This is a genomic window from Agrococcus sp. UYP33, assembly GCF_054060915.1.
This window is the reverse complement of the sequence record NZ_JBSSDR010000001.1, coordinates 1649746-1667043: the sequence shown is the minus strand read 5'-3', so window position 1 is coordinate 1667043 and position 17298 is coordinate 1649746. Positions and strand designations below refer to the sequence as shown.

Sequence of the window (17298 nt, the reverse complement as noted above, 5' to 3'; positions counted from 1 at the left end):
CGAGGGTTCAGACACTGGACACCCGCCGGTAACCTGGGGCCAGAACACTGGGCGACAGGTCCGTGCCGTGCTCGACGCAGCGACGGCGCGGCGCACAAACGAGAGCAGGAGCCATGCGCGACGTATTCCAGCAGGAGCTGAGCGAGGTGCAGGAGCGCCTCGTCGACATCGCCAACCACGTCGTCGTCTCGATCGAGGCCGCGGTGCGCGCCTTCGGCGACTCCAACGTGCAGCTCGCGGAGCAGGTGATCGCGACCGACCCGATCATCGACGACAAGGCCGCGTCGCTCGACGAGCTCGCGATCGACATCATCGCCCGCCAGTCGCCGGTCGCCCGCGACCTGCGCATCGTCGTCTCGGCGCTGCGCATCTCGGCGTCGCTCGAGCGCATGGGCGACCTCGCGCGCCACATCGCGCTGCTCGCGCGCTATCGCTTCCCGATGCAGGTGGTGCCGGAGTCGCTGCAGCCGACGTTCGCCGAGATGGGCGCGAGCGACATCGAGATCGCGAAGATGCTGCGCGACCTCCTCGAGTCGCAGGACCTCACGCTCGCCGACCGCCTCGAGACGGCCGACTCGCACGTCGACAAGCTGCACCGCGACGTCTTCGCGCACGTGCTCGGCACGACGTGGGAGGGTGCGGCGCACACGACCGTCGACGCGACGCTCGCGAGCCGCTACCACGAGCGCTTCGCCGACCACGCGGTCGGCATCGCCAAGAAGGTCAAGTACCTCGCCACCGGCGACTGGACCGGCGACGACGACGCGCGCGCCGACATGGCGCCCGAGCCGGTGCGCGCGCAGCCCGCTCCCGAGTGATCCCGCGGCGCGCGAGCGCCGACGTCGCCACCGACGACGAAGGGCCCCGCATGGCGCGGGGCCCTTCGTCGTGCACGGACTAGTGCTTGCTGCCCTGGCTCGCGACGGCGGCCGCGCCGGCCGCTGCCGCCTCGGGGTCGAGGTACTCCCCCGGGCCGAGCGGCATGTTGTCGTCGCCCAGGCGGTAGACGAGCGGGATGCCGGTCGGGATGTTGAGGGCCGCGATGTCGTCGTCGGAGATGCCGTCGAGGTGCTTCACGAGCGCGCGCAGCGAGTTGCCGTGCGCCGTGACGAGCACGGTGCGGCCGGCCTCGAGGTCCTTCGTGATCGTCGACTCCCAGTAGGGCAGGAAGCGGTCGATGACGTCCTTGAGGCACTCGGTCGCGGGCACGTCGCCGTCGATGCCGGCGTAGCGGAGGTCGCCCGCCTGCGAGAACTCGTTGTCGTCGGCGATCGCCGGCGGCGGGGTGTCGAACGAGCGGCGCCAGAGCATGAACTGCTCCTCGCCGTACTGCTCGAGCGTCTCGGCCTTGTCCTTGCCCTGCAGGTCGCCATAGTGGCGCTCGTTGAGCCGCCACGAGCGCGTCACCGGGATCCACGCGCGGTCGGCCGCGTCGAGGGCGATGTTCGCGGTCTGGATGGCGCGCGTGAGCAGCGACGTGTAGAGCACGTCGGGCAGCAGGTCGCGCTCGCGCAGCAGCTCGCCGCCGCGCTTCGCCTCCTCGGCGCCCTTGGCGGTGAGGCGGACGTCGACCCAGCCGGTGAACAGGTTCTTCTCGTTCCAGGTCGACTGGCCGTGGCGGAGCAGGATGAGGGTGCGCTCGGTCATGCCGCAAGCCTAGTTGGGATGCATGCGCCGTCGCGTGCGGGCGGCCGCGGCGCGCGCACGCCGCCGGGCCGTCAGTCCGGGCCGCGACGTCCGAGGATCGGGCCGACCACGACGAGCACGAGCGGCACCGCCGAGGCCACCATGAGCACCGTGCCGACCTCCGGGTCGTCCGGTCGCAGCAGTGCACCCGCGAGCAGCAGCCCGGCGAAGAGCATCGCCGTGGCGAGCCGTCCGACCGCGCGCTCGAGCCGCGCGACCCGGCGGTCGAGGCGCGGCGTGCTGATCGCGAGGCGACCCTCCTCGGCGCGCGTGATGAGCGCATCCACCCGCCTGGGCAGCCGAGCCACGACACCGGCGGTCGCGAGCACCTCCTGCGCGATGTCGCGCACGGCGCTGCCGCGCTCGTCGCGCACGAGCCGGCCGGCGTAGGGCTCGACCGAGTCCCAGAGGTTGAACGCGGGGTCGAGGTTGCTGGCGACGCCCGACGTGAGCGACATCGCGCGGATGATGAGCAGGAAGTCCTCGGGCAGCTGGAACGGCAGCGAGCGCATGAGCTCGCCGAACTCCACGGCGAAGTCGCGGAACTCGCGCGGGTCGACGTCTCGCAGCTCGGCGAACCCCATGCCGCCGAAGCGGGCGAACGCGTGGCTCATCGCGCGCTCGAGCTCCGCGGTGTCGGCCGTGGGCAGCAGCGCGCCGAGCTCCTGGATGGCCTCGACGAGGCCCTTGCCGTCGCGCGCGGCGGCCGCGATGAGCATCCGCCGGAGCCCGCGCCGGGTGCCGCTCGGCACCTCGCCCATCATCCCGAAGTCGACGAACGTGAGTTGCCAGTCCGGGCCGGGTGCATCGCCACTGCCTGCGCTGACCGGCGTGACGAACAGGTTGCCCGGATGCGGGTCGGCGTGGAAGAAGCCGAGCGAGAACAGCTGGTCGAACATGACGGCGGCGAAGGTCGAGGCGACCTCGGACGGGTCGATGCCCGCGGCGCGGAGGCCGTCGACGTCGTTGATCTTGATCGCCGAGACGTCGGAGAGGGTCAGAACGCGGCGGCTCGTGCGCTCCCAGACGATCTCGGGCGTGCGCACGCGGGCGTCGCCCGCGAACGCGGCGGTGAAGCGCTCGGCGTTCGAGGCCTCGTGCAGGTAGTCGACCTCGAGCAGGCTCGTGATGGCGAACTCCTCGACGAGCGCCGGCGCGTCGACGCGGTCGGCGACGATCCGCACGCGCCGCAGCCAGCCGCCCACGCGCCGCAGCGCCGCGAGGTCGACGTCGACGATCGCCTCGATGCCGGGCCGCTGCACCTTCACCACCGCGTCGGTGATGCCGGTGTCGGCGGTGTCGAGCGCCGACAGGCGGGCGCGGTGGGCCTGGCCGAGCGACGCGGCGGCGATGGGCGTCTCGTCGATCCACGCGAAGGCGCGGTCGAGCGGCATGCCGAGCTCCTGCTCGGCGAGCGCTCGCACCTGCGCGAACGGCACGGCAGGTGCCTCGTCCTGCAGCCCCTCGAGCTCGCGGGTGATCTCGGGCGGCAGCACGTCGAGCCTCGACGACAGGAACTGCCCGACCTTGATCATCAGGCCGCCGAGCTCGACCGCGAGCGCGTGGAAGCGGCGGGCGAAGCGCGTCATCCGGCGGCTCCGGCCGCGCGCCGCCAGGCGGACGAGCCCGATCCTCGGCAGGAACAGCTCGAACCACCACATGATCGCGAGATGCCGGGCGGCGAAGCGCAGGATGCGGCGGTAGCGGGCGCGCGTGCTCCCGGCGTCGGGCATCGTCCCTCCTAGCGCCCGACGTGGGGTCGGCACCCGGGTTCAGTCCTGAGCGAGGATGGAGTAGAGCCTACGGCGCGCCTCGTCGAGCGCGGCCACCGCCTGCTGCACCTGCTCGGGCGTGCCCGTGCGGCCCACCTGCGCGGCCGCCTGCGCGAGCTCCATGCCGGCCTTCGGCAGCGCCGAGAACCCGCTCTCCCGCTCGCTCGTCGCGACCCAGGGCGCCTGCCGGTCGGCGGCATCCGCCTCGGCCCTGCCGCCCTCGGTGAGCGCGTAGGTCTTGCGACCGTTCGCCTCCTCGGCGCTGATGAGCCCTTCGTCGGCGAGCAGCTGCAGCGTCGGGTACACCGAGCCGGGGCTCGGCTTCCACGCGCCGCCGCTGCGCTCCTCGATCTCCTGGATGATCTGGTAGCCGTGCATGGGGCGCTCGGCGAGCAGCGCGAGCACGGCCGCGCGCACGTCACCGCGACCCATCCGGGTGCCGCCGCGCCGCTCGAACGCGGTGCGCAGCTGCTCCATCGCCTCCCACACGCCAGCGCCGGGCCGGCCGTCGCCGAAGCCCCGTGGGCCGGCGTAGCCTCCGCCTGCGAATGAACCGTGCATGATGTCCTCCTCGCACCGTCGCGTCTCGACGATACGCAACGATATATCGCTCACGCGCGTCGCGGAAGGGTGCAGAACCTATGAGAATGGATGCGTGGCCAAGCCGACGGGGCGCATCACGCGCGGGACGACGGGCGTCAACCGACTGCGCCGCGTCGACCGCTGGATCGCCGCGCAGCCCGCGGCGCGCGTGCCCGGCGCGCTCGTCGTCGACCTCGGCTACGGCGCGAGCGCCACGACGAGCCTCGAGCTGCACGAGCGCCTCGCGCGCGGCAACCCGGGTGTCGAGGTGCTGGGCCTCGAGATCGACCCGGCGCGCGTCGCCCTCGCGACCGCCGAGCTCGCGCTCGCCCGCGAGGCCGGGCCGACGCGCTACGGCCGCGCGATCGCGCCGGACGCCCGGGTCTCGTTCGCGCTCGGCGGCTTCGAGGTGCCCGCGCCGCGGGCACCCCAGGTCATCCGCGCGATGAACGTGCTGCGGCAGTACGACGAGCACGAGGTCGCGGGGCACTGGGCGACCATGCGGGCGCGGCTCGCGCCGGGCGGCCTGCTCGTCGAGGGCACCTCGAACGAGCTCGGCCGCGTCTGCGCGTGGGTCGCCCTCGATGCGACGGGGCCGAGGTCGCTCACGATCGCCCTCAAGGTCGACGAGCTCGGCACCGACGCGATGCCCGCGCCGTCGGTCGTCGCCGAGCGGCTGCCGAAGGCGCTCATCCACCGCAACGTGCCGGGCGAGCGCGTGCACGCGCTGCTCGTGGAGCTCGACCGGGCGTGGGCGAGCGATGCGCCGCTCGCCGACTTCGGGGCCGGGCAGCGGTGGCGGTCGACGGTGCGGCGGATGCGCGACGCGGGCTGGCCGGTCGCCGGCGGGCCGTCGCGCTGGCGCCTCGGCGAGCTCACGGTCGCGTGGGACGCCGTCGCCCCGCTCCCCTGACCCGCTCCCGACACCCGTGCGCACCCCCGCAGCGGAGTGTCGACTCTGTGCCGGAGTGTCGCGACACTCGCGCCACAGCCCGACACCGAGCGAACGGCCGAGCAGCGCGAGCCCCTGTCGTCCCGGCCCTGCCTCGGTCGCGAACCGCTACCGCCGAGCGATCGCGACGCCCCGCACCTACGGCCCCCGATCGGCGCTCGGCTACGCAGACGGGCGCTGCACCGCGCCGAGGCGCGGGAGGCGCGGCGGGCGGTGCGCGTGGCCGGCCGTCGGCGGCACGAGCACCTGCTGGCCGGCCGCGACCGCGATGCCCTCGGCGCTGCGCACCGCGAGGTCCTCGTCGGTCGGGGTGCCGCGCTTCACGACCGCGAGCGCGATCGGGCCGAGCTCGTCGTGCATCGCCGAGGAGGTCACGGCCCCGATCTCTGCGTCGCCGCGCAGCACGACGTCGCCCGGTGCGACGGGCGCGTTCTGGCTCCCGTCGAGGTGCAGCAGCACGACGCGGCGCGGCGGGGCGCCGAGGTTGTGCACCTTCGCGACCGTCTCCTGGCCGCGGTAGCAGCCCTTCGAGAGGTGGACGGCGGTGGTCAGCCAGTCGAGCTCGTGGGGGATCGTGCGCTCGTCGACCTCGGCGAGCGCGGGACGCCCGGCGGCGATGCGGAGCGCGTCCGCCGCGAGCGTGCCGACGAAGCGCGCCGGGTCGAGCGCATCCGCCTCGGCCGGCGTCAGGATCGCCTCCGACCAGCGCCAGGGCTCCCCCGTCGGCTCGCCGTAGCGCACGCCGCCGGGCGCGACCTCTGGCCAGCCGTCGAGCCAGGCGAGCTCGCCCGCGGGCTCCCCCGCGGCGCCGACGACGACCGCCTCCGGTCGCTCGATGCCCACCTCCTTGAAGAAGCGCATCCGCGTCAGCCAGGCCTCGAGCGCGTCACCGGCACCGGCGTCGACGACGATCCAGAGCGCGTCGCCCGTCTCGCGCAGCCGCAGCGCGTGCTCGATGCGGCCCTCGGGCGAGAGCACGAGCGTCTCGGCCGAGGCGCCGGCGGGCAGGCGGTCGATCGCCTGCGAGGTGATGGAGTCGAGCCACGGCAGCCGGTCGGGCCCGGTGAGCCGCAGCACGTCGCGCGGCAGCAGCACGAGCGCGTCGCGCCGCAGCCGGCGCTGCTCGGCGACCGGGTTGCCGACGTGCAGCGGCAGCCCGTCGGGGCCGAGCACCGCTCCGGGGATCCGGCTCGCGAGCGCCGCGGCAGCCGTCACTGCTCGTTCGCCTCGCCCGGCACGACGCGCGTCAGGCGCGCGGACGCGTGGCTCTCGAGCCCCTGCCCGAGCGCCGCGAGGTCCCACGCCCAGAGCAGGTGCTGGTCGACGAGCCCGAGCATGCGGGTGGATGCGGTGTGCTCCTTCGCGCCCGCGCCGCGCAGCACGGCGTCGGTCGCGAGGTCGATGCGCGGCCCGGCGATCGTGCCGAGGTACAGCTCGGCGACGCCCGTCGGGTGCGAGATGAGCGCCTGCAGGTCGAAGGCGCCGTCGGGGCGGCGGAGCGACTCGACCGCGGAGGCGTCGGGATAGGCGGGCTCACCCTCGGGCGGGAGCATGCCGGGGCCGGCGTCCGAGTCGGCCGAGGGCCGGGCGAGGCGCCAGAAGCCGCTCTCGGCGGCGAGCGGCGTCAGCTCGTCGTCGAGCATCCACGCGTACGCCTCGTAGGCGAGGTAGGGGTGGCCGTGGTGCGCGAACGAGACGCGCTGGGCGAACTCGTGCTCGACGGTGCGGTCGCCGACGGGGAACGACAGGACGCCGGTCCCCTCCCAGGTGCCGATGAGCCACTGCAGCGGCCCCAGCTCAGCCGGGAGCGTGGGATCGAGGTCGAGCATCGGCTAGCGCTGGCCCCTGAAGAGGTTGCGGATCACGACGAAGGAGATGCCGAAGATCGCGAGCATCGCCAGGCCGAGCAGGCCGAGGTAGAAGATCTCGAGCGCGACGATGGGGATTTCTGCCATGGCTCGATCCTAGCCGACCTCGCCCGAAGGGGACGGGTGGTCAGAGGTGGGTCAGCGGCACGAGGATCGCGCTCGCCACGGCGAGGATGATCACCGAGCCGAGCACGGCCTCCGCGAGCCGGCCGACGATGCCCGGCACCGTCGGGCCGCCGAGCTGGATCGCGAACGCGGTGAGCGTGCAGGCGCCGAGCACGATCGGCATCCAGACGATGCCATCGGTCGGCTGCAGCACGCCGACGAGCACGGCGCCGACGACGGCCACCGCCCACACCGGCCACACGCTCGCCCATCGCCACGACACGCGCCCATCATCCCCCACCTCGGCTGGACGGCAAGGCCCGCGCCGCATCCGCGCCGATTCGGGACCCGCTGCCGCGACCCGTAGGATCGAGCGCAGGCAGGGGGCTGGATGGCGCACGTCGTGATCTTCACCCGCCGCGACCGGGGTGTGCTGCCGGGTCTCGAGCTCCTCGAGCACCGCGTGACCATGCTGCCCGGCACGGCGGAGGCGGTGGCGCACGCCCCCGACGCGGACGTCGTGGTGGTCGACGGCGCCGCAGAGCTCGCCGCCGCGAAGCAGCTGTGCCGGCTGCTCGAGCGCGACGCGGCGCCGCTGCTGCTCGTGCTCGCCGAGGGCGGCTTCGCCGCGGTGACCGCCGAGTGGGGCGTCACCGACATCGTGCTCGACTCCGCCGGTCCCGCCGAGCTCGAGGCGCGCATCCGCCTCGCGATCACCGGCGCGAAGACGAGCGGCCCGATCGTGGCGAGCGGCCTCTCGATCGACGAGGCGAGCTACCAGGCGAAGATCGACGGCCGCCCCATCGACCTCACCTACAAGGAGTTCGAGCTGCTGCGCTTCCTGGCGTCGCACCCCGCGCGCGTCTTCACGCGCGAGCAGCTGCTGAGCGAGGTCTGGGGCTACGACTACTTCGGCGGCACCCGCACGGTCGACGTGCACGTGCGCCGCCTGCGCGCCAAGCTCGGCGACCTCGAGGGCGTCATCGGCACGGTGCGCGGCGTCGGCTACCGCTTCGAGCTGGCCGACGAGTGAGCGCGATCGAGCTGGCGCGCGCGCTCGCCGCAGCCTGCGCCGCGCACGACGGCGTGCCGCCCTTCAACGACCAGGCGCTCGTCGAGCTCGAGCGCGGCGAGCGCCGCACGATCGGCGACGCGGAGGCGCTCGCCGTCATCAGCGACCGGGACCGGGAGGTCGAGCTCGCGGTCGCGCCGGACGCGCGCGGTCAGGGCCGCGGCGGTGACCTCGCGCGCCGGGTCGCGGCCGAGCTCGGCGCCTTCGAAGCCTGGTCGCACGGCGACCTGCCCGCGGCGCAGGCGATCGCCGCGTCGCTCGGCATGGCGCGCGTGCGCACGCTGCTGCAGCTGCGCGCGCCGGTGCCGGCTGCCGATGGCGCCGACGACCGGCTGCCCGACGGCGTGCGCGCGTTCGAGCCGGCCGACGCATCCGCCCTGCTCGCCCTCAACGCCGCTGCCTTCGCCGACCACCCCGAGCAGGGCCGCATGTCGGCCGACGACCTCGCCGCCCGCATGGCCGAGCCGTGGCACGACGACGCGAACCTCGTGGTCGCCGACGGCGCCGACCCCTCGACGCCCGGCGCCCTCGACGCCTTCGCCTGGGTGAAGCCCGACGGCGACGTCGCCGAGCTGTACGTGCTGGGCGTCTCGCCCACTCGGCAGGGCGCGGGGCTCGGCCAGCGGATGCTCGCGGCCGCCTTCGTGCGGATGCGCGCGCTCGGCGCGATGACCGCGCACCTCTACGTCGAGGGCGACAACGCCCCCGCGCTCGCGCTGTACGAGCGCGCGGGCTTCGATCGCTGGGCGATCGACGTGCGATGGAGGCACGCGCCGTTCACCGATGGTTGACATGATTGGCGCATGACCGACGGCATCGCGACAGACACCGGCCTCTCCGGCGACGAGGCACAGCTCGACCGCTCCCGCACCGCGCGCACGCTCGAGGAGGAGCAGAGCTTCCACGACGCGAACGCCGCCGACTTCGACGACTACGACGCCGAGCTCGACTGGTCCGCGGAGCTGCAGGGCGGCGAGACCGACGACGGCCTCCCGGCCGACCGCTTCCTCGACCGGGAGCTCTCGTGGCTCGCCTTCAACGAGCGCGTGCTCGAGATGGCCGAGGACCCGCGCACGCCGCTGCTCGAGCGCGCCAACTTCCTGGCGATCTTCGCGTCGAACATGGACGAGTTCTTCATGGTGCGCGTCGCCGGCCTCAAGCGGCGCATCGCGACCGGCCTCGCCGTGCCGACGAACGTGGGCATCGCGCCCGCCGAGCTGCTCGCGCAGATCGTGCAGCGCGCCCACGAGCTGCAGCTGCGCCACGCGCGCGCTGCCCGCGGCTCGTTCGAGCCCGAGCTCGACGCCGCCGGCATCAGCGTCGTCGCCTGGCACCAGCTCACGCCCGAGGAGCAGGAGGCGATGTCGGCGCGCTTCGAGGCCGAGATCTTCCCGGTGCTCATGCCGCTCGCGGTCGACCCCGCGCATCCCTTCCCCTACATCTCCGGCCTCTCGCTCAACCTGGCCGTGCGGGTGCGCGTGCCGGGCGAGCCCGAGGACCAGTTCGCGCGCCTCAAGGTGCCCGCGGTGCTGCCGCGCTTCGTCGAGCTGCCCCGCTCCGGCCAGTCCCAGCGCTTCCTCACGCTCGAGGAGCTCATCGCGAACAACCTCGACGAGGTGTTCTCGGGGATGGAGATCGTCGAGCACCACGCCTTCCGCGTGACGCGCAACGAGGACGTGACGATCGACGAGGACGACACCGAGAACCTCATCAAGGCGCTCGAGCACGAGCTCTCGCGCCGCAAGTTCGGCCCGCCGATCCGCCTCGAGGTGTCGGAGGACATCGACGACGACACGTACGCGCTGCTCGTCGACGAGCTCGGCATCACCGAGCGCGAGGTCTACAAGCTGCCGGGCCTGCTCGACCTGAGCGGGCTCTTCCAGCTCGCGGGGCTCGACCGGCCCGACCTCCACTACACGAAGCGCGTGCCGGTGACCGCGGCCGCCTTCCTGCCGACCGACCAGGATGAGCGGGCCGACTTCTTCCAGGCCATCACCCGCAAGGACGTGCTCGTCCACCACCCGTACGAGTCGTTCGCGACGAGCGTGCAGGCGCTCCTCGAGCAGGCTGCCGACGACCCCGACGTGCTCGCGATCAAGCAGACGCTCTACCGCACCTCCGGCGACTCCCCCGTGGTCGCGGCGCTCATCCGCGCCGCTGCCGCCGGCAAGCAGGTGCTCGCGCTCGTCGAGGTGAAGGCGCGCTTCGACGAGCAGGCGAACATCCGCTGGGCGCGGCAGCTCGAGCGCGCGGGCGTGCACGTGGTCTACGGCATCGTCGGCCTCAAGACGCACTGCAAGCTCATGATGATCGTGCGGCGCGAGAACGGCCGGCTGCGCAACTACTGCCACATCGGCACGGGCAACTACAACCCGAAGACGAGCCGCATCTACGAGGACTTCGGCCTCTTCACCGACAACGACCAGGTCGGCCGCGACATCACCCGGCTGTTCAACGAGCTCTCCGGCTACGCGAAGGAGAAGTCGTTCCAGCGCCTGCTCGTCGCCCCGCGCCACCTGCGCAAGGGGTTGCTGCAGCGCATCGAGCGCGAGACGCGGGCGGCGCGCGACGGCCGCCCCGCGCGCATCCGGCTCAAGGTCAACTCGATCGTGGACGAGCAGCTCATCGACGCGCTCTACCGCGCGAGCCGCGCCGGCGTCGACGTCGAGATCTGGGTGCGCGGCATCTGCTCGATCAAGCCGGGCGTGCCCGGGCTGAGCGAGCGCATCACGATCCGGTCGATCGTCGGCCGCTACCTGGAGCACTCGCGCGTGTTCGCGTTCTGGAACGACGGCGACGAGGAGGTGTTCATCGGCTCGGCCGACATGATGCACCGCAACCTCGACCGCCGCGTCGAGACGCTCATCCAGCTCACCTCGAGCGAGCACAAGCGCGACATCCAGCAGCACTTCGACAAGGCGATGTCGCCCGAGACCGCGTCGTGGTGGGCGGAGGCCGACGGCACCTGGACGCGCAGGTTCTACCGCGAGGACGGCACGGCGCTCGACGACCTGCACCGCGACCGGATGATGCAGATCCAGCGGCGCAAGCGCTCGGGCCGATGACGACCCAGCTGCCGGTGCTCGCCGCCGGCGCGCTCGTGTGGCGCGAGACGGCGGGCGAGGTGCGCGTGCTGCTCGTCGAGCGCACCCAGCACCGCGACCACTCGCTGCCGAAGGGCAAGCTCGACCCGGGCGAGACCCTGCCGCAGTGCGCCGCGCGGGAGATCGAGGAGGAGACGGGCGTGCGCATCGCGCTCGGGGCGCCGCTCGGCACGACCGAGTACCGACTGCCGGACGGCCGCGACAAGGTCGTGTACTACTGGCAGGCGTTCGTCGACGAGGAGGAGGCGGAGCGCGCGCCCTTCGAGCCGAACGACGAGATCCTCGAGCTGCTGTGGCTGCCGCTCGATGCGGCGAAGGCGCGCTGCACCTACGAGCACGACGTGGACGTCATCGAGCGCTTCGAGGAGCGGCTCGCGGCCGGGCACGCGCACACGTTCCCGATCATCGCGCTGCGCCACGCGAAGGCGGCGAACCCGTTCAACTGGGAGGGCGACGACGCCTCGCGCCCGCTCACCGACCGCGGCCAGCGGCAGTCGCGCGCCGTCGCGCCGGGCGTCGCGGCCTTCGGCCCGCGGCGCATCGTCACGTCGAGCGCCGTGCGCTGCCGGCAGACGGTCGCGCCGCTCGCCACGCTCACCGGGATCGCGCCGCGCGCCACTGCCGAGATCAGCCAGGAGTCGAGCGTCGACCCGCGCGCCGCGCTCGAGGCCCGGATCGCGAAGGCGGTGCGCAAGCGCCGCGGCACCGTGCTCTGCTCGCACGCGCCGATCATCCCCGAGATCGTCACCGCCGTCGTGCACGCGGCGAACGGGCTGGAGTCGGAGCGCACGCACCGAGCGTCGATGCTCCACACGGCGGAGTTCACGGTGCTGCACGTCAGCGCCGGCGACACGCCCGCGCTCGTCGCGCTCGAGACGCACGCCCCCGCCGAGCCCTGACCCGGGAGCGCGAGACGGGCGATCGAGGTGCGGAGTGTCGCGCTGCTGCGCGAGCGTCGCGACACGGCGACGACGTCCCGACACTCGCGGCCGAGCGCGTCAGCCGGCCGCGCCAGCCGAGCGTGTCAGCCTGCCGCGGCCTCGAAGCCCGTCATGCGGATGAGCCGGGCCGGCACGCCGGCGACGATGCCGTTCGCGGGCACATCCTTCGTCACGACCGCGCCGGCGCCCACGATCGCGCCGTCGCCGATCGTCACGCCCGGCACGACGGTCACGGAGGCGCCGAGCCACACGCTGCGGCCCAGCACGACCGGCGCCGGCTGCATGTCGCCGCGGTGCGCGGGGTCGACGCCGTGGTTGAGCGTCGTCAGCGTGCTGCCGTGGCCGATGAGCGAGCCGTCGCCGATCGTGATGCCGCCCGTGTCCTGGAAGCGGCAGCCCATGTTGATGAAGACGTCCTTGCCGAGGTGCAGGTTCTTGCCGAACTCGCTCGAGAAGGGCGGGAAGACCGTCACCGACGGGTCGACCTCGGTGCCGGTCAGCTCGGACAGCAGGGCTCGCACCTCGTCGGGCGTGCGGTAGCCGCCGTTCAGCTGGGCGGTGACGCGCAGAGCATCCTGGGCGGCGCCGTGCATGAAGGCGTGCTCGGGCGAGCCCGCCTCGATCAGGGCGCCGCTGCGCACATGTGCGAGGAACTCCTGCAGGGTGATCATCGCCACCACGCTACGCCCGCCCCGCGGTCCGGCATTTCAACGTCGCCGGTGGTCCATCAGCGCCATATCGGGGATGCGGGACGACAGGCGACGTTGAGGATCGCGGATCAGCCGAAGCGGCCGGAGACGTAGTCCTCGGTGGCCTGCACGGTGGGGTTCGAGAAGATCTTCGTCGTCTCGCCGAACTCGATGAGCTTGCCCGGCTTGCCGGTGCCGGCGATGTTGAAGAAGGCGGTCTTGTCGCTCACGCGGCTCGCCTGCTGCATGTTGTGGGTCACGATCACGATCGTGTACTCCTGCTTCAGCTCCTCGATGAGGTCCTCGATCGCGAGCGTCGAGATCGGGTCGAGGGCCGAGCAGGGCTCGTCCATCAGCAGCACGTCGGGGCTGACGGCGATCGCGCGCGCGATGCAGAGGCGCTGCTGCTGACCGCCCGAGAGGCCGGAGCCCGGCAGCCCGAGGCGATCCTTGACCTCGTTCCACAGGTTCGCGCCGCGCAGCGAGCGCTCGACGAGCTCGTCCTGGTCGCCCTTCGACATCCGCCGGTTGTTGAGCATCACGCCGGCCAGCACGTTCTCGCGGATCGTCATCGTCGGGAACGGGTTCGGGCGCTGGAACACCATGCCGATCTGGCGGCGCACGTTCACCGGGTCGACGCCCGCGCCGTACAGGTTGGCGCCGTCGAGCAGCACCTCGCCGTCGACCCACGCGCCCGAGATGACCTCGTGCATGCGGTTGAGCGTGCGGAGCACGGTCGACTTGCCGCAGCCCGACGGGCCGATGAAGGCGGTGACGCTGCGGGGCTCGATCTCGACCGACACCCCCTCCACGGCCTTGAAGTCGCCGTAGTAGACGTCGAGGTCGTTGATCTCGATGCGCTTGGACATGTTCCTTACCTTCCGGACTTCGGCGCGAAGAAGTGCGCGATGAGGCGCGCGCCGATGTTGAGCAGCATGACGATGAGGATGAGCACGAGCGCGGCCGTCCACGCACGGTCGAAGTAGGCCTGCTCCTGCACGCCTGGGCTGACGTACTGGTTGAACGCGAACACCGGCAGCGTCATCATGCGGCCGTCGAACACGTTGTAGTTCATGTTCGTGGTGAAGCCGGCGATGATGAGCAGCGGCGCGGTCTCGCCGATGACGCGGGCGATGGCGAGCGTGACGCCGGTGACGATGCCGGCGAGCGCCGTCGGCAGGACGACCTTCGCGATCGTCAGCCACTTCGGCACGCCGAGCGCGAGCGACGCCTCGCGCAGGTCGTTCGGGACGAGCTTGAGCATCTCCTCCGTCGATCGCACGACGGTCGGGATCATCAGCAGGCTGAGCGCGACGGCGCCGCCGAAGCCGCTGCGCACGCCCTCCCCTGCGAAGAGCGCGAAGAGGGCGTAGGCGAACAGGCCCGCGACGATCGAGGGGATGCCGGTCATGACGTCGACGAAGAACGTGATGGCCTGCGAGAGGCGGCCGCGGCCGTACTCGACGAGGTAGATGGCGGTGAAGATGCCGACCGGCACCGAGATGACGGCGGCCAGCAGCGTGACGAGCACGGTACCGACGATCGCGTGCAGCACGCCGCCGCCCTCGCCGACGACGTTGCGCATCGTGTAGGTGAAGAACTGGATGTCGAAGCGCGCGAGGCCGTTGACGAGCACGGTGGAGATGAGCGAGATCAGCGGCACGAGCGCGAGCAGGAACGCGCCGAGCACGATGCCCGTGACGAGCCGGTCGGTGGCCTTGCGCCCGCCCTCGATGAGCTGGCTCACGACGGTGATCGCGACCAGGTAGAGCACGAAGCCGATGACGACGGTCGACACCAGGCTGAAGCCGGTGCCGCTCGCGCCGGCGACGAGCGCCGAGACGGCCGCGCCGACGACGAGCGCGACGCCGAGCAGCGCCCACGGGCCCCACTTCGGCAGCTGCCCGGCGGTCAGCGGGTTGTTCGCCTCGCGGCGAGGGGCGGTGATCGTGGTGGTCATGGTCTACCTGCCTCCGTCCACGGTCGTCTTCGCGATGATCCACCGCGAGACGCCGTTGACGACGAGCGTGATCGCGAACAGCACGAGGCCGGACCCGATCAGCATGTTGACGGTGATGCCGTGCGCCTCGGGGAACCGCAGGGCGATGTTCGCCGCGATCGTCGAGGGGTTCTGCGAGCCGACCACCACGAAGGTCACGGCGCCGGCCGAGGCGAGCACCATCGCGATCGCCATCGTCTCGCCGAGCGCGCGGCCGAGGCCGAGGATCGAGGAGGCGATGATGCCGGAGCGGCCGTGGGGCAGCACCGCCATCGTGATCATCTCCCAGCGCGTCGCGCCGAGCGCGAGCGCCGCCTCCTCGTTGAGGCGCGGCGTCTGCAGGAAGATCTCGCGGCAGAGCGCGGTGATGATCGGCAGCACCATCACCGCGAGCACGATGGCGGCGGTGAAGATCGTGCGACCGGTGCCGGAGGCGGGCGGCGTGAAGAGCGGGATCCACGCGAGGTTCTCGGCCAGCCAGGTGTACGCCGGCTGCATGAAGGGCGCGAGCACCGTGATGCCCCACAGGCCGTAGATGACCGAGGGGATGGCCGCCAGCAGGTCGATGAGGTAGCCGAGGCCCTGCGCGAGGCGGCGGGGCGCGAAGTGCGTGATGAACAGCGCGATCGCGATGGCGAGCGGCACGGCCATGAGCATGGCGAGGAACGCCGACCACAGGGTGCCGAAGGTGAGCGGCCAGACCCAGGCGAAGAAGCTGTCGTCGTTCGGCAGCGGGCCGATGATCGCGGGCACGGCCTGCGCGACGAGGAAGATCGCGACGCCGGCGAGCGCGACGAGGATGAGCACGCCCGCGGTCGTCGAGATCGACTTGAAGATGATGTCGGCGGGTCGCTTCGGAGCTGCGGCGCGAGTGGCGGCCGGTGCTGCGGTGGTCATGGGGCTCCCAGTGGATTCGGGAAGGGGCCGGGCAGAGCGTCCGGCCGGGGCGATGGAGTGCCCCGGCCGGACGGGTGCAGCGCGAGCGCTGCCGAGATCAGTCTGTCCTACTGGATCGTGTCGACGACCGCGAGGATCTCCTCGCGGAGCTCGTCGGAGATCGGCGCGTTGCCGGCGTTCTCCTGGCCGGCCGTCTGGCCCTCCGCCGAGGCGATGTAGCTCAGGTAGCCCTTGACGAGCTCGGCCTCGGCGTCGTCCGCGTAGTCGGTGCAGGCGATCGCGTAGGAGATGAGCACGAGCGGGTAGACGCCGGCCTCGGTCGACGTGCGGTCGAGCTCGACCGCGATGTCACCCTCGTGACGGCCCTCGACGCGCGGCGACACGTCGACCGCGGCGGCAGCGGCGTCGGCCGTGAACGGCACGTACTCCTCGCCGACCTGCAGCGCGACCGTGCCGAGCTCGCCGGCACGCGATGCGTCGGCGTAGCCGATCGTGTTGGTGCCGTTGGTGACGGCGTCGACGACGCCCGAGGTGCCCTGCGCGCCCTCGCCGCCGTAGGAGGCGGGCCACGTCTCGAACTCACCCTCGGTCCAGTCGGACTCGGCGGTCGCCGTGAGGTACTGCGTGAAGTTCTCGGTGGTGCCCGAGTCGTCCGAGCGGTGCACGGCCGTGATGGTCGCGTCGGGCAGCGTGACGCCCTCGTTCTGCGAGGCGATCGCCTCGTCGTTCCAGTTCGTGATCTGGCCCGAGAAGATCTTCGCGATGGTCGACGCGTCCATGTTGAGCGAGTCGACGCCCTCGACGTTGAAGATGACGGCGATCGGCGAGATGTACACCGGCAGGTCGACCGGGAGCGTGTCGGGCACGCACGCGGCGAACTCGCCCGCGAGCTCCTCGTCGTCCAGGTAGGCGTCCGAGCCGGCGAACGAGACGCCGCCCGCGATGAACTGCTCGCGGCCCGCGCCGGAGCCGGCGGGGTCGTACGTGACGTTGACGTCCTCGTTCGCGCCCTGGAAGCCGGCGATCCATGCCTCCTGCGCTGCGCCCATCGACGACGCGCCGGCACCGGCGAGGTCGCCCGAGAGCGTCGACTCGGCGGGGGCGTCGGAGCCATCGGCAGGCGCGTTCGGCGCCGGCTCGTTGGCGGCGCAGGAGCTGAGCAGGATCGCGCCAGCTGCTGCGACGACCGCAGCGCGGCCGAGCTTCGTGAACTTCACGGTGTTCCCTTTCGGAATGTGGTTCGGTGCAGGGACTGCAGCGCCCTGGGTCTGGCGCACGCTTGCGCACCGCTGATCACGGTAGGCAGGCAGGGTGGCGGCCAGGCCCCGCGCAGGTGAACAGCCGGTGAACGGGGGCGCATGAGCGGCTCAAGGCGACGGCGACGGCAGCGGCTCCGGGCATCGCGACAGCTGCGCACATGGCGACGGCTCCGGACATGCGAAGGCCGGGCCGCGAAACGCCTCTCGGCGGAAGGCCGCTCGCAGCGGCGAATATTGGAGCCCGGGGTTACGCGGCCCGGCTCATCCAGGGTAGCGACCGAGCGCGCCGCATGCAGCCCTCTGCGCTCAGCGCGAACGATCCCCGCCGCCGGGCGCGTCGCCCATGAACGCGACAGGGCGCCCGGGTCTCCC

18 protein-coding genes are annotated in these 17298 nt (G+C 72.4%); 6 read left to right on the top strand and 12 right to left on the bottom strand.

Features of this window, described 5'->3' with window-relative positions:
- Positions 1-113: 113 nt before the first annotated feature.
- A complete protein-coding gene (gene phoU / locus ACVWW9_RS08175) occupies positions 114-818 on the top strand; it encodes a phosphate signaling complex protein PhoU (RefSeq protein ID WP_123697191.1) in 705 nt (234 codons plus the stop codon).
- 79 nt (positions 819-897) lie between these two features.
- Here the strand turns inward: phoU and ACVWW9_RS08170 are convergent, their stop codons facing one another.
- The 3 genes from ACVWW9_RS08170 to ACVWW9_RS08160 form a co-directional block, all read right to left on the bottom strand.
- On the bottom strand, positions 898-1647 hold the full coding sequence (locus tag ACVWW9_RS08170; RefSeq protein WP_123697190.1) for a phosphoglyceromutase: 750 nt from the start codon (positions 1645-1647) through the stop codon (positions 898-900).
- Between the two features lie 71 nt (positions 1648-1718).
- Entirely contained in the window at positions 1719-3419 is a 1701-nt protein-coding gene (locus ACVWW9_RS08165; RefSeq protein ID WP_456515076.1) for an ABC1 kinase family protein, read from the bottom strand.
- A 39-nt stretch (positions 3420-3458) separates the two neighbouring features.
- Complete coding sequence (locus ACVWW9_RS08160) at positions 3459-4019, bottom strand: PadR family transcriptional regulator (protein WP_456515075.1); 561 nt, start codon at positions 4017-4019, stop codon at positions 3459-3461.
- A 94-nt stretch (positions 4020-4113) separates the two neighbouring features.
- Here ACVWW9_RS08160 and ACVWW9_RS08155 point away from each other — a divergent pair, with 94 nt between their 5' ends.
- A complete protein-coding gene (locus tag ACVWW9_RS08155) occupies positions 4114-4953 on the top strand; it encodes a class I SAM-dependent methyltransferase (protein ID WP_456515074.1) in 840 nt (279 codons plus the stop codon).
- A 201-nt stretch (positions 4954-5154) separates the two neighbouring features.
- On the opposite strand, the gene ygfZ is transcribed toward ACVWW9_RS08155, so the two are convergent.
- From ygfZ to ACVWW9_RS08135, 4 genes are read right to left on the bottom strand one after another with little or no spacing between them, the layout of a single operon-like run.
- Positions 5155-6207, bottom strand: a complete 1053-nt coding sequence (gene ygfZ, locus ACVWW9_RS08150) for a CAF17-like 4Fe-4S cluster assembly/insertion protein YgfZ (protein WP_456515073.1) — start codon at positions 6205-6207, stop codon at positions 5155-5157.
- The gene (locus ACVWW9_RS08145) at positions 6204-6821 is read right to left on the bottom strand and encodes an FABP family protein (RefSeq protein WP_354256147.1); all 618 of its coding nucleotides are present in this window, start codon (positions 6819-6821) and stop codon (positions 6204-6206) included. Before ACVWW9_RS08145 ends, ygfZ begins: the two co-directional genes overlap by 4 nt.
- A gap of 3 nt (positions 6822-6824) precedes the next feature.
- Entirely contained in the window at positions 6825-6947 is a 123-nt protein-coding gene (locus ACVWW9_RS08140) for a hypothetical protein (RefSeq protein WP_281273315.1), read from the bottom strand.
- A 40-nt stretch (positions 6948-6987) separates the two neighbouring features.
- Complete coding sequence (locus tag ACVWW9_RS08135) at positions 6988-7248, bottom strand: hypothetical protein (protein WP_354256150.1); 261 nt, start codon at positions 7246-7248, stop codon at positions 6988-6990.
- 108 nt (positions 7249-7356) lie between these two features.
- On the opposite strand from ACVWW9_RS08135, the gene ACVWW9_RS08130 reads away from it, so the two are divergent.
- Genes ACVWW9_RS08130 through ACVWW9_RS08115 form a run of 4 tightly spaced genes read left to right on the top strand, consistent with a single transcriptional unit; the run spans position 7357 to position 12040 of the window.
- A complete protein-coding gene (locus tag ACVWW9_RS08130; protein WP_123697183.1) occupies positions 7357-7998 on the top strand; it encodes a response regulator transcription factor in 642 nt (213 codons plus the stop codon).
- Positions 7995-8828 (top strand): mycothiol synthase, encoded by an 834-nt coding sequence (gene mshD, locus ACVWW9_RS08125; protein WP_456515072.1) that lies wholly within the window; start codon positions 7995-7997, stop codon positions 8826-8828. Before ACVWW9_RS08130 ends, mshD begins: the two co-directional genes overlap by 4 nt.
- 12 nt (positions 8829-8840) lie before the next feature.
- Entirely contained in the window at positions 8841-11102 is a 2262-nt protein-coding gene (locus tag ACVWW9_RS08120; protein ID WP_354256156.1) for an RNA degradosome polyphosphate kinase, read from the top strand.
- Positions 11099-12040 carry an NUDIX hydrolase gene (locus ACVWW9_RS08115; protein WP_456515071.1) on the top strand — a complete coding sequence of 314 codons (942 nt, stop codon included), beginning with the start codon at positions 11099-11101 and terminating at the stop codon, positions 12038-12040. Before ACVWW9_RS08120 ends, ACVWW9_RS08115 begins: the two co-directional genes overlap by 4 nt.
- Before the next feature lie 125 nt (positions 12041-12165).
- Here the strand turns inward: ACVWW9_RS08115 and ACVWW9_RS08110 are convergent, their stop codons facing one another.
- The 5 genes from ACVWW9_RS08110 to ACVWW9_RS08090 all read right to left on the bottom strand — a co-directional run bounded on the left by ACVWW9_RS08110 (position 12166) and on the right by ACVWW9_RS08090 (position 16884).
- A complete protein-coding gene (locus ACVWW9_RS08110; protein ID WP_456515070.1) occupies positions 12166-12753 on the bottom strand; it encodes a DapH/DapD/GlmU-related protein in 588 nt (195 codons plus the stop codon).
- A 107-nt stretch (positions 12754-12860) separates the two neighbouring features.
- Positions 12861-13640, bottom strand: coding sequence for a phosphate ABC transporter ATP-binding protein PstB (gene pstB / locus ACVWW9_RS08105; RefSeq protein ID WP_354256163.1), 780 nt, complete (start codon positions 13638-13640; stop codon positions 12861-12863).
- A 5-nt stretch (positions 13641-13645) separates the two neighbouring features.
- Positions 13646-14731, bottom strand: coding sequence for a phosphate ABC transporter permease PstA (gene pstA / locus ACVWW9_RS08100; protein ID WP_456515069.1), 1086 nt, complete (start codon positions 14729-14731; stop codon positions 13646-13648).
- Positions 14732-14734: 3 nt separating this feature from the next.
- On the bottom strand, positions 14735-15667 hold the full coding sequence (gene pstC, locus ACVWW9_RS08095; RefSeq protein ID WP_354256168.1) for a phosphate ABC transporter permease subunit PstC: 933 nt from the start codon (positions 15665-15667) through the stop codon (positions 14735-14737).
- 107 nt (positions 15668-15774) lie between these two features.
- Positions 15775-16884 (bottom strand): phosphate ABC transporter substrate-binding protein PstS, encoded by a 1110-nt coding sequence (locus tag ACVWW9_RS08090; protein ID WP_456515068.1) that lies wholly within the window; start codon positions 16882-16884, stop codon positions 15775-15777.
- Positions 16885-17298 lie beyond the last annotated feature (414 nt).